The sequence below is a fragment of the Ornithinibacter sp. genome, from assembly GCF_035443565.1.
Lineage (GTDB): Bacteria > Actinomycetota > Actinomycetes > Actinomycetales > Dermatophilaceae > Fodinibacter.
In genome coordinates this window covers 1-11,725 of sequence record NZ_DAORSO010000037.1, presented here as the reverse complement: position 1 = coordinate 11,725, position 11,725 = coordinate 1, and the positions used below count along the sequence as shown (strand labels likewise).

The 11,725-nt window shown below is 71.3% G+C and carries 10 protein-coding genes and 1 pseudogene; 7 read left to right on the top strand and 4 right to left on the bottom strand.

Going from position 1 to position 11,725, the window contains the following annotated elements; genetic code table 11:
* From PLL68_RS06275 to PLL68_RS06265, 3 genes and pseudogenes are all read right to left on the bottom strand, one after another.
* Nucleotides 1–302: pseudogene (locus tag PLL68_RS06275) on the bottom strand (ABC transporter permease); the annotation flags it as partial.
* Nucleotides 299–1,126 carry an ABC transporter permease gene (locus PLL68_RS06270; RefSeq protein WP_324532690.1) on the bottom strand — a complete coding sequence of 276 codons (828 nt, stop codon included), beginning with the start codon at nucleotides 1,124–1,126 and terminating at the stop codon, nucleotides 299–301. The pseudogene PLL68_RS06275 and the gene PLL68_RS06270, both read right to left, overlap by 4 nt.
* A gap of 49 nt (nucleotides 1,127–1,175) precedes the next feature.
* The gene (locus PLL68_RS06265) at nucleotides 1,176–2,321 is read right to left on the bottom strand and encodes an ABC transporter substrate-binding protein (RefSeq protein WP_324532688.1); all 1,146 of its coding nucleotides are present in this window, start codon (nucleotides 2,319–2,321) and stop codon (nucleotides 1,176–1,178) included.
* 200 nt (nucleotides 2,322–2,521) lie between these two features.
* On the opposite strand from PLL68_RS06265, the gene PLL68_RS06260 reads away from it, so the two are divergent.
* From PLL68_RS06260 to PLL68_RS06230, 7 genes are all read left to right on the top strand, one after another.
* Nucleotides 2,522–3,934 (top strand): NAD(P)H-quinone dehydrogenase, encoded by a 1,413-nt coding sequence (locus tag PLL68_RS06260; protein ID WP_324532686.1) that lies wholly within the window; start codon nucleotides 2,522–2,524, stop codon nucleotides 3,932–3,934.
* A 117-nt stretch (nucleotides 3,935–4,051) separates the two neighbouring features.
* Complete coding sequence (locus PLL68_RS06255; protein ID WP_324532684.1) at nucleotides 4,052–4,303, top strand: hypothetical protein; 252 nt, start codon at nucleotides 4,052–4,054, stop codon at nucleotides 4,301–4,303.
* A gap of 229 nt (nucleotides 4,304–4,532) precedes the next feature.
* A complete protein-coding gene (locus PLL68_RS06250; protein ID WP_324532682.1) occupies nucleotides 4,533–9,059 on the top strand; it encodes an Ig-like domain-containing protein in 4,527 nt (1,508 codons plus the stop codon).
* Nucleotides 9,060–9,105: 46 nt separating this feature from the next.
* Complete coding sequence (locus PLL68_RS06245) at nucleotides 9,106–9,612, top strand: phage tail protein (RefSeq protein WP_324532680.1); 507 nt, start codon at nucleotides 9,106–9,108, stop codon at nucleotides 9,610–9,612.
* Between the two features lie 18 nt (nucleotides 9,613–9,630).
* Nucleotides 9,631–10,155 carry a phage tail protein gene (locus PLL68_RS06240; protein WP_324532678.1) on the top strand — a complete coding sequence of 175 codons (525 nt, stop codon included), beginning with the start codon at nucleotides 9,631–9,633 and terminating at the stop codon, nucleotides 10,153–10,155.
* Nucleotides 10,156–10,172: 17 nt separating this feature from the next.
* Complete coding sequence (locus PLL68_RS06235) at nucleotides 10,173–10,697, top strand: phage tail protein (protein ID WP_324532676.1); 525 nt, start codon at nucleotides 10,173–10,175, stop codon at nucleotides 10,695–10,697.
* 1 nt (nucleotide 10,698) lies between these two features.
* On the top strand, nucleotides 10,699–11,181 hold the full coding sequence (locus PLL68_RS06230) for a GNAT family N-acetyltransferase (protein WP_324532674.1): 483 nt from the start codon (nucleotides 10,699–10,701) through the stop codon (nucleotides 11,179–11,181).
* Nucleotides 11,182–11,199: 18 nt separating this feature from the next.
* Here PLL68_RS06230 and PLL68_RS06225 read toward each other — a convergent pair whose 3' ends face one another.
* A complete protein-coding gene (locus PLL68_RS06225) occupies nucleotides 11,200–11,580 on the bottom strand; it encodes a DUF6916 family protein (protein WP_324532672.1) in 381 nt (126 codons plus the stop codon).
* Between the last annotated feature and the right edge of the window lie 145 nt (nucleotides 11,581–11,725).

The following is an 11,725-nucleotide window of genomic DNA, read 5'->3' as shown; positions in this document are numbered from 1 at the left end:
AGGCGCAGGCGCACCCAGGTCATCGTCGGCACGAGGATCGCGAGCATGACCAGGGGCGTGACGATCGCGAGCCCGATGGAGGCGAGGAACCCCTGGCGCAGCGCCGGGTAGTCGGTGGTGATCGTGCTGACGTCGACGAGCGTGCGCCAGGTGTCGGCGGTGCGCCCGACCCCGCCGGGGCCCTGCGTCGTGAAGTCGAGCATGCCGAGCAGGGGGAGGGCGAACAGGAAGGTGGCCAGGAGGACGGCGACCCAGCGGAAGGTGGTCTGACGGCGACGCAACGTCGCGCGCTGGCCGCTCATCGCGGCATCCACTTGCTCGTGCGGCGGTCGAGCATGACGTACGCCGTCATGACGAGCGCCACGACGACGACCATCGCGAGCGCCATCGCCTTGCCGACGTTCTCCTGCCCGAGGATGACCTCGGAGCTCATCGTGCCCGCGATCTGCAGCGGCAGCAGGGGCGAGCCCTGCGAGATCAGCGCCTTGGCGGTGGCGTAGGCGGAGAAGGCGTTGGTGAACAGCAGCAGCATGCCTCCGACGAACGACGGCATGAGGATCGGCCCGGCGACGCGGCGCCAGTACGTCCAGGTGGTGCCGCCGAGGGTCTCGGTGGCCTCACGCCACTGGGGGCGAAGGCCTTCGACCGCGGGCAGGAAGACGATGACCATGAGCGGGATCTGGAAGTACAGGTAGATGAGCATGAGGCCCTTGTTCCACTCGTACAGCCAGAAGCCGGTGCCGGTGTCGACGCCGATGGCGGCCAACCAGGCGGTGATGAGGCCGGTGGCCCCGAAGGACGCGACGAACGCGAAGGCCAGGGCCACACCGCCGAACTGCGCGAGGACGCCGCACAGCGAGGTGATGAAGCGCTTGACCACGCTCGTCGCGGATGCCGTGCTGACGGCATAGGCGAGGATGCCGCCCACGATGGCGCCGACGACCGCGGTCACCGCGGACAGCACCACCGAGTTGCGCAGGCCGCGCACCACCGACGGTGAGGTGAGCGCCTCGATGTTGGCGGTGGTGGGTGCCCCGTCGGCGTCGAGGAAGGCGCCCACGATGACGACGAGCGTCGGGATGAGCAGGAAGACGGTGGTGTAGGCGAAGAACGGGATGACGCCCAAGAGGGCACCGGACGGTCGACGACCGCCCAGTGCCCTCTTGCGCGAGGCGTCAGCCAACGGCGTTGGCCCAGTTCTCGGCGAGGTACGCCTTGCCGGCCTCGGCGTCAGCCTGGGTCGGGACCACCGCGGTGCCCTCGATGGGGGGCAGTGCGGCAGCGGCGGCGGCGTCGAGCGTGCCGGCGGTCTTCATCGCCTCGAAGCGGACCGGGCGGGCGCCACCCTTGAGCCAGAGGTTCTGGCCCTCGTCGGAGTACAGGTACTCCTGCCACAGGCGCGCGGCCGCCGGGTTCGGGGCGTCGACGTTGATCGCCTGGTAGTAGAAGCCCGCGACGACGGCCTCCTTGGGCACCATGACCTTCCACGTCGGCAGCTTGGCCGCGAGACCGGCGTTGAGGTAGTCCCAGTCGATGACGAGCGGGGTCTGGCCCGACTCGACGGTGGCGGGGGTCGGGTCGACGGGCAGGAAGTTGCCCGCCTGGGTGAGCTGCTTGAAGAAGTCGACGCCCTTGGTGAGGTCGGCAGCGGTGCCGCCCTGCGCGATGGAGACCATCTGCACACCGGCGAACGCGGCGCCGGCCTCGGTCGGGTTGCCGTTGAGGGCGACCTTGCCCTTGTAGTCGGCCTTCAGCAGGTCGGCGACGCTGGTCGGGGCGGGCACCTTGGCCGAGTCGTAGCCGATGCTCATGTAGCCGCCGTAGTCGTTGACCCACAGGCCGTTGGCGTCCTTGAGGTCGGCCGGGATGTCGTCCCAGGTGGCCACCTTGTAGGCCGCGTACTTGTCGGTGTTGGCCAGGGCGACGGCGGCGCCGAGGTCGAACACGTCGGGAGCGCCGGCCTGGCCCTTGAGGCGCTCGGCGGTCGCGATCTCGTCGGCGCTGCTCGCGTCCGGCTGGTCGCTGGTGATCGTGATCTCGGGGTACTTGGCCTGGAAGCCCTTGATGATCTCGCCGTAGTTCGCCCAGTCCGGCGGGAGGGCGATCACGTTGAGCTTGCCCTCGGCCTTGGCGGCGGCGACGAGCCCTTCCATGCCACCGAAGGCCTCGGCGGAGGTGGCGGTCTTCGCGTCGACCGATCCCGAGGAACCGGCCGGTGCCGGGGTCTCCTCATCGGCGGGCGGGGAACAGGCGACGACGGCAGCGGCGGCGAAGCCGATGACGGCCAGCGCGCCGGCACGTCGGGTGAAGGGGTGAGTCATCGTTGACCTCCTGGTGAGTGACACGGGGGGGACTCCCGCGGGAGGGCCGCGTCGAGCAGGCGACCCTTCGTTGTTGGTATGAAACCGGACCTTTGGGCCTTTTGGTGGGGGCGAGACCAAAACGTGACCTGAGCGGGGTGACTCGTGGTGTGCTCGTCATCGCCTGTTCACTGCGGGCGCAGTCCCCGCGCAGTGGTTGGATGGGTGCCGTGAACGCACGGTCGAGCAGAGTCGTCATCCTCGGTGGAGGTCCCGGCGGGTACGAAGCTGCCCTGGTCGCGGCCCAGCTCGGGGCCGACGTCACGATCGTCGAGCGCGACGGCATCGGCGGGGCCGCCGTGCTCACCGACTGCGTGCCGAGCAAGGCGCTCATCTCCACGGCCGACTACATGAGCGACTTCGAGACCGCCCACGGGCTGGGCGTCAACCTCGAGGACGCCGAGGGCGACGAGGTCTCGGATGCCGTCGCGGACCTCTTCGAGGTCAACCGTCGGGTGCGTGCGCTGGCCGCCGCCCAGAGTGCCGACATCTCGACGCGCCTGGCCGAGGTCGGGGTGCGCCACGTCGCGGGCACGGCATCCCTCACCTCGCCCACGTCGGTTCGGGTCGAGGGCCCGGAGGGCACTGAGGACCTCGCTGCCGACGTCGTGCTCGTCGCCACGGGAGCCACCCCGCGCGTCATGGACACCGCGCGCCCCGACGGCGAGCGCATCCTCACCTGGCAGCAGATCTACGACCTCGACGCGCTGCCCGAGCGGCTCGTCGTCGTCGGGTCCGGCGTCACGGGTGCCGAGCTGGCCCAGGCCTACCTCGGTCTGGGGTCGCAGGTCGTGCTCGTGTCCTCACGCGAGCGGGTGCTGCCCGGCGAGGACCCGGATGCCGCCACGGTCATCGAGGACGTCTTCCGCCGCCGGGGCATGGAGGTGCTGTCGCGCTCGCGGATGGCCGCGGTGGACCGCACGGATGCCGGAGTGCGGGTGACGCTGGAGGACGGCCGCGTCGTCGAGGGGTCGCACGCGCTGCTCGCGGTGGGGTCGACACCGCTGACGCGGGGGATCGGGCTCGAGGAGGTCGGGGTCGAGCTGACCCCGTCGGGGCACGTCGTCGTCGACAAGGTGTCGCGGACCTCGGTGCGCGGCGTCTACGCGGCCGGTGACTGCACGGGCGTGCTGCCGCTGGCCTCGGTTGCCGCTGCCCAGGGGCGCACCGCGATGGCGCACGCCCTCGGTGACGCCGTGGCGCCGCTGCCGTTGCACTACGTCAGCGCCAACATCTTCACCGACCCCGAGATCGCGACCGTCGGGGTGTCGCACGCCGACGTCGAGAGCGGCCGGGTGCGCGCCGACGTCATCACGCTGCCGCTCGCGCGCAACCCGCGCGCGAAGATGCTCGGCATCACCGACGGGTTCGTCAAGCTCTTCGCCCACCGGGGTTCGGGGCTGGTCCTCGGCGGTGTCGTTGTCGCCCCGCGCGCCTCGGAGCTGATCTTCCCGGTGACCCTGGCCGTGCAGCACCGGCTCAACGTGGACCAGGTGGCCTCGACCTTCACGGTCTACCCGTCGCTGTCCGGGTCCATCGCCGAGGCGGCCCGCCGCCTGCACGTCACCTACTGACTGACCCCCCCACCCCGCGAAATCCTCCTGACTCCGCGGGCGTCTCGGGAACCTGCGCGGGTGATCATGGGTTGACCCCACAGACCCTGTGACCCCGATCCACCCAGGAGGACACCCATGGCACGTCGTGCCATCAAGCTGGCGGCACTCATCACCGTGGCCCAACAGGCCCGCGAGTACGCCCAGAAGAACCCCGCTCAGGTCAACGCGGCGCTGGACCGGTTCGAGGTCACCGTGCGCAGCAAGCTTCACCCGAAGTACTCGGCCCACGTCGGCAAGGGCAGCCATGCGCTGCGGTCCGGGCTCGGCATCGCCTCGGCCCCGCCGCGTGCGGGTTCGGTGCAGGACACCCCGCCCCCGCAGTACTGACCCCTCGGCTTCACCCCGGAAGGTTCACCTCGACCCCACATCCTTTGTGGGGCGATGGTGAACCTTCTGGCATCGGGCGAGGAAGTTCCGCCGCAGGGATGGCCCGGATTGACTATGTCGGTGGCCCTGCGCCCGGTGCTACGTTCGGCGAGGCCGGGACGGCCACCCGGGATGGCATCGGCTGAGCAGGCAGCCCCCGGCCGGGCGGCATGCGGCTCGAGGAGCCCGGATGCGCTCGTTCGTCACTCGTGTGCTGGCCATCGTCGCCCTCGTGGTCGGGTCCACGCTGCCGGTCCTCCCGGCACAGGCTGCTCCCGACTCGCTCGTGCCCGCGCCGACGGAGCTCACCTTCGCCTGCGCCCTGAAGAGCAACGGGCAGATGCGCTGGGTGCAGAGCCTGTCGTCGTGCTCGAAGAAGGACACCAGGGTCACCGTCAAGCCGGGGCCGACCCGGGTGTGCATCCAGCCCTCGGGCTCCACGCGCTACGTCACGAGCTTCAGCGGATGCCGTCCGCCCGCCACCGCGCTCACCCTGCCTCCCACGTCCGGCACCGTCTACTTCTGCGCTGCCGCCGGAAGCGGCGTCCTGCGCTTCGTCACCGACCCGTCGCTGTGCCTGGCCGGTGAGACCCCGCTGCAGGCGACTCCGAACGACGCGGCGCCCACGCTGTCCTCGTCACTTCCCGCGACCGGTTCCACCAGCGTGGCCACCACCGCCGTCGTCCAGCTGACGTTTTCGGAGGCCGTCACGGCGCCGGCCGGTGCCTTTGCGTTCACGTGCGGAGTGACGCCGGTGGCGTTCGCCCTCTCGGGCGCCCCCGGCGCAGTGCTGACCCTGACGCCGATGACCCCGCTCCAAGAGGGAACCTCGTGCAGCGTGACCGTCCTGGGCGGCTCGGTGAGCGACGTCGACGCCATCGACCCCCCGGACGTCATGGCGACCAACCCCGTGGTCACGTTCACCACCGACGCCGCCCCGACGCTCGTCTCGTCCACGCCGGCCGACGGGGCCACCGACGTCGCGGTGGGTGCCGACGTCGTGCTCACGTTCAGCGAGCCGGTGGCGGTCCCGGCCGCCGCGCTGGACCTGGTGTGTGCGGCATCCCCGGTCGGCTTCACGGTGGAGGACAGCGGCACGTCGACGATCACGGTCAACCCGGCGGCTGCCCTGCCGGCATCCGCAGGGTGTCTGCTGACCGTCACCGGGAGCGCGGTCTCCGACGTCGACGGCGGCGATCCGCCGGACGCGATGGCGGGCACCGCCACGGTCGGTTTCACCACCGCTGACGAGGCCCCGACCGTCGTGTCGACGACCCCGGCCGACGGCGCCACCGGCGTGGGCACCTCCGCCGGGCTCTCGGTGACCTTCAGCGAGCCGGTCACCGCGACCTCCGACGCCTTCACCCTCACCTGCGGCGGCACCCCCGTCGCGGTGACCGCGGATGCCGGCCCCGCCACCACGTTCGCCGTCACCCCTGGCGGACCCCTCCCCACAGGGGTGACGTGCACCTTCACGGTCGTCGGTGCCGAGGTCGCCGACGTCGACACCGTCGATCCACCGAACGTCGTCGACGGCAACACCGCGGTGACGTTCGAGACCGCGACGAACAACGCGCCGACGGCGGTCGACCTGACCCCGCGGGTCGTGGCGGAGAACTCGCCGAGCGGCACCACGGTCGGTGCCTTCTCGACGACCGACGCCGACGCGCTCGACACCTTCACCTACACCCTCGTGCCGGGTGCCGGGTCGACCGACAACGCCCTCTTCGCCGTCGTCGGCACGTCGCTGCAGACAGCGGCCGTGCTCGATGCTGAGGGCGGCAGCCGGTCGGTGCGGGTGCGCAGCACGGATGCCGCCGGGGACTGGGTCGAGGCGGCGTTCACCATCACGGTGACCGACGTCAACGAGGCACCCACCGACGTCACCCTCACGCACAGCAGCGTCGACGAGAACGAGCCCGCAGGCACGGCCGTCGGCACCCTCGGCGGGAGCGACCCGGATGCCGGGCAGACACTCACCTTCGCCCTGGTCACCAACGGGTGTGGCAGCACCTACCCGGGCAGTGCGTCCTTCGCCGTGGACGGCACGACCCTGGAGACAGCGGCCTCGTTGAACCACGAGGTGACCCCGACGATCAAGGTCTGCGTGCGCGCCACCGACTCGGCGTCGCCCGGCCTGTCCCTCGACGAGGCCTTCACGATCACCGTCGCCGACGTCAACGACGCCCCGACGACCGCCCCTGACGAGTACCTCGGCGCCGTGGGCAACACGATGTTCGCCCTCAACCTGCCCGGCACCCCTGCACCCCGTGTCGCGGTGACCGGCGCCGTGCTCACGGCCAACGACCTCGACGAGGACGGCGACACCCTGACGACCGTCGCCGAGACCGTCGCCTCGACCGGGGGCGGTACAGCGACCGTCGACGCGGCCGGCAACTTCACCTTCCTCCCGGGAGTCGGCGACAAGGGCCAGACCGACTCGTTCGCCTACACGGTCACCGACGGCGCGGCGCTGGCGACCGGCACGGTCACCGTGACCATCGGCGCCACGGTCGTGTGGTGGGTCGACAACGCGTCGTCGTCGGCATCCCCCGACGGCCGCTCGACCTCGCCGCTGACCAGCACCCAGGCGCTCAACGGGCCCGACGCCACTGACGTCGACTCCGCGGGCGACCACATCTTCGTGTTCACCGGCACCGCGACGTACCAGGGCGGTCTGCGGCTCGAGCCGAACCAGACGGTGCTGAGCAGCCGCACCGGCATCACTGTCGGCCCCGACGCCCTCGTCGCCCCGGGAGCGACCTCACCGGTGCTGACGAACGCGGCCGGCAACGGCATCGACCTCGCGAGCGGCACGAGCGTGTCCGGCATCGACGTCTCCGGGGCATCCGGCGACGGCGTCAACGGGGTCGGGGTCTCCACGACGTCGGTCGGCGTCGGGGCCCCCATGACGATCTCGGGCTCGGGCGAGGACGGCTTCGACCTCTCCGGGGCGGGCTCGGGTGCGGTGACCATCGGGGCGAGCATCACGACCAGCGGTGCCCGCTCGCTCGCCGTGAGCGGACGCACCGGGTCGACCGTCACCGTCTCCGGGGCGATCACCGGCAAGGGCGTCGCGCTGTCGTCGAACACCGGGGCGACCATCTCGCTCTCCGGGGCGCTCGCGCTGACCACCACGACGACCCCGGCCTTCTCCGCCACAGGGGGCGGCACGGTGTCCACGAGCGGGAGCCCGAACGCGGCATCCGCGACGTCAGGCGGGGCCGTCATCGTCGAGAACACGACGATCGGCGCCCCCGGCCTGACCTTCCGGTCGGTGAGCGCGAACGGCGCCGTCAACGGCATCCGGCTCGTCAACACCGGCGCCACCGCCGGTCTCACGGTGACGGGCGGTGGATCGGTGGCCCAAGGCGGTGACGTCTCGGGCGGCACGATCACGGCAACGAGCGGACCCGGCATCCTGCTCACGAACACGCGCAACCCCTCGTTCAACAACGTGTCCGTGACCAACGTCGGCACGGCGGCCGGGGTGAAGGGCACCGGCGTCACCGGGTTCGGTTTCAGCAACGGGCGCGTCGACGGCAGCGGGCTGGGTGGCGCCGACAACGCCAGCGCCAACCTCGCCTTCAACACCGTGTCGGCGGGGGTGAGCAACCTGTCCGGGGTGGTGTCGGTGACCAACTCGGTGCTGGCGAACGCCTACGGCAGCGGCATCGACATCTACAACGAGAGCGGCACCATCAGCTCGCTCACGGTGTCCGGCAACGTCGTCCAGAGCAGCACGTCGACGACCACGTCGAAGGGTCACGGCGTCATCGTGCAGTCGCTCGGGTCGGCCGGTGGGGCGTCCGCGGTGACGGCAGCGGCGATCGCGAACAACCGGGTGCTCAACTTCCCGTCCGGCGGCGGCATCCTGCTCTACGGAGGCAACGTCGCGGGGGCGTCGGCGACGATCCTGGGTGCGAACGCCGGGAGCAAGGTGGTGATATCCGGCAACGTGGTGCGCGGCGCGTCGGACGGGACCCCGATGAACACCAACTGCATCTACGTCAGCGTGGCGGGCCGCGGCACCGGGTTCGTCGACGTGCAGAACAACGGCACCGTGGACGAGCCGCTCGGCGCCAACCGGGGCAACTGCATCTCGGTCAACTCCACCGGCGCGGCCACCCTGACCTCGCTGGTGTCCAGCAACCGGGTTGCTCCCGGTGCCGGCCAGATCGGTGGCGCGTTCGGGATCGCGGGCGGCGCGGCCAAGCAGACGGTGGTCGGACCGACCGACCTCAACTCGGCCGTCCTCAACCTCACCGTCGACGGCAACGCCGTCAGCGCGACCAAGAGCAGCGGCATCTCCCTGCTGACGCGGGACAGCGGCACCCTGCGCAGCCGGGTGCAGAACAACAACGTGGCCGCCCCCGTCGAGCTCGCGGGTGAGTCGGGCATCGTCGTCACCTCGGGCGACCAGATCGCCGGGGACGCCACGGTGTGCCTGCAGATCCTCAACAACAGCACCGCCGGGAGCGTCAACTCGGTGGCCGGAGGGACCGCTCCGGGCATCGGCCTGTTCAAGCGAGGCACCGTGCAGACGACGAACGACTTCGGGGTCTCCGGGCTCACCGCGACCCCGACCTCGGCAGCCGACGTCGTCACCTACGTGTCCTCCGTGAACTCCGGGAGCGCCCTCGGCAGCGGGATCTACGGAACCTTCCGCGCCCAGGTCAGCGGCAACAACTACGTGCCGTGCACCCTGCCCTTCTGAGCCTCCCCGACCACCGATCTCGACCCCACGACCCGAGGAGCCAGCAGTGAGCGAACCCTTCCTCTCCGAGATCCGGTTGATGTCGTTCGTCTTCCCGCCCAAGGGGTGGGCCCTGTGCAACGGCCAGCTGCTGCCCATCAACCAGAACCAAGCGCTGTTCGCCCTGCTCGGCACCACCTACGGCGGCGACGGGCGGGTCACCTTCGCCCTGCCGGACCTGCGCGGTCGCGTCGCCGCCCACGTCGGTGACGGGCACACCCTGGGCGAGGTCGGAGGGCAGGCGGCGCACACCGTCACCGTGTCCGAGATGCCCTCGCACAGCCACATGGTGGTCGGGACGACAGCGACGGCCACCACCCGCCTCGTCGGGCCGACCGTGGGGCTCGCCGCGAGCACCGGGTCGGCGGCCTACTCGCCGCCCGGGTCGCCGGTGGCCATGGCCGCGAACGCCCTGGGCTCCGCCGGTTCCAGCCAGCCGCACGAGAACCGCCAGCCGTTTCTCACCCTCAGCTTCTGCATCGCCCTCCAGGGCATCTTCCCCTCGCAGAGCTGACTCCTCGAAAGGCACGCCATGGGTACTCCGTACGTCGGCGAGGTCAGACTCTTCGCCGGGAACTTCGCGCCCAACGGGTGGATGGACTGCGACGGCCAGCTCCTGCCGATCAGCGAGTACGAGACCCTCTTCCAGCTGATCGGGACGACGTACGGCGGTGACGGGCAGAGCACCTTCGCACTGCCCGACCTGCGCGGCCGCGCGCCCGTCCACCAGGGCACCGGCCCCGGTCTCTCCACGGTCGTCATCGGCGAGGACGGCGGGGCCGAGTCGGTCACGCTCACCCAGGCTCAAGTGCCCATGCACACCCACGCACTCATCGGTTCCGCCGCGAACGCCACCGCGACCAGCCCGGCGGGTGGGGTGCCGGGCACGATGCCCGAAGTGGCCGCTTCCGCCTACGGAAGCGACGCCCCCCTGACCACGCTGTCACCCCAGGGACTCGCCCCGGCAGGCGGCTCGCAGCCCCACGACAACATGCAGCCCTACCTGACCGTGCGCTACATCATCTCCCTCTTCGGCATCTTCCCCAGCCAGGCCTGACGAGAGCGAAGGACACCATGACCGACCCGTTCGTCGCAGAGATCCGACTCTTCCCCTTCAACTTCCCCCCGAAGGGATGGGCGTGGTGCGACGGGCAGATCATGCCCATCGCGCAGAACACGGCGCTGTTCTCGCTGCTCGGGACGACCTACGGCGGTGACGGGAGGACCACCTTCGCCCTGCCGAACCTGCAGGGTCGGGTGCCCCTCCACGAGGGGCACGGGCCGGGCCTGAGCCAGCGCTTCCTGGGGGAATCCGGTGGCAGCGACACCGTCACCCTCCTCGAGAGCGAGATGCCGGCGCACGCGCATGCGCTCACGGCGTCCGCCGCCGCCGGCTACGCCCGCTCACCCTCGGGCGAACTGTTCGCCAACCAGAGCGGCGGCGTCAACTCCTACGCCCCGCCGTCAGGCCCGCAGGCGCTGCTCGCGTCGACCGTCACCGCGGAGGCCGGCGGTGACGCGCCGCACACCAACATGGCGCCCTACCTCGTCGTGTACTACTGCATCGCCCTCCAGGGCATCTTCCCGCAGCGACCCTGACGTGCCCGTCACCTCGCGGCCGGCCCTCGCGGCGGACCGGCCCTTCCTCCTCGCTCTCTACGTGCAGACCCGCGAGGACGAGTTCTCGGCGGCCGGGTTGGCACCGGCGGCCCTCGCCCTGCTGCTCGAGCAGCAGTACCGGGCGCGTGAGGCAGGCTGGGCCCACACGGCTCCAGGTGCCGAAGACCGGGTCGTGGAGCGTGATGGCCGCCCCGTGGGGCGGCTCGTGATCGACAGGCGGGCGGACGGCATCCGCGTCGTCGACATCGCCCTCGTCGAGGACGAACAAGGTCGAGGAACCGGGACGGAACTGCTGCGTGGTGTCCTCGACGAGGCGGATGCCGCGCACGCTCCGGTCAAGCTCCACGTTGTCGCCACGAGCCCGGCTCGCCGGCTCTACGAGCGGCTCGGGTTCGAGCCGGTGTCGGCGGACGGCGCGGGGGAGGGGGTCCACGTCCTGCTGGAGCGACGCCCTTCGGCGTGAGCCCCGGGGCCAGGCCCGTCAGAGGCAGTTGACGACGGCCAGCGGCCTGCCGCGGGCGGCGACGACGAACAGCGGTGTGGCGGTGAACCCCTTGCGCGCGAAGGTGTACACCCCGTCGCCGGGCAGCGTGCCGGTGAAGGACACCGCGAACTGCTTCTCGCCGCCGGCCACCCCGCCCGGCCCGAGGTCGGCGACCGACGCGAGCACGACCGACCACCGCCCGGCGGCCGAGGTCGAGGTGAACGTCGAGCCGACGTGCGGGGTGAACCTCGACCGGCGCAGCAGGTCGGTCTGCTGCTTCGCGGCCTGAGCAGAGGATGCCGTGGCGGTCGTCATCGGACCGGTGGCCGCCACGGCGGCGGCTCCGGTGATGACCGCGCGGCGTCGGGGTGCACTCATGGGGCCCTGCCTTCTCCAGCGGGGGAGGGCACACCCCGCCCGGGTGCGCTCGTGTGGCCCAGTCTGTCGCTGCGTGCCGCACTTGTCTGTGGCCCGAAATGACCATCTGCGCGGGGTTCGGCCGGTGCGGGCCCGGCGCCGCGGA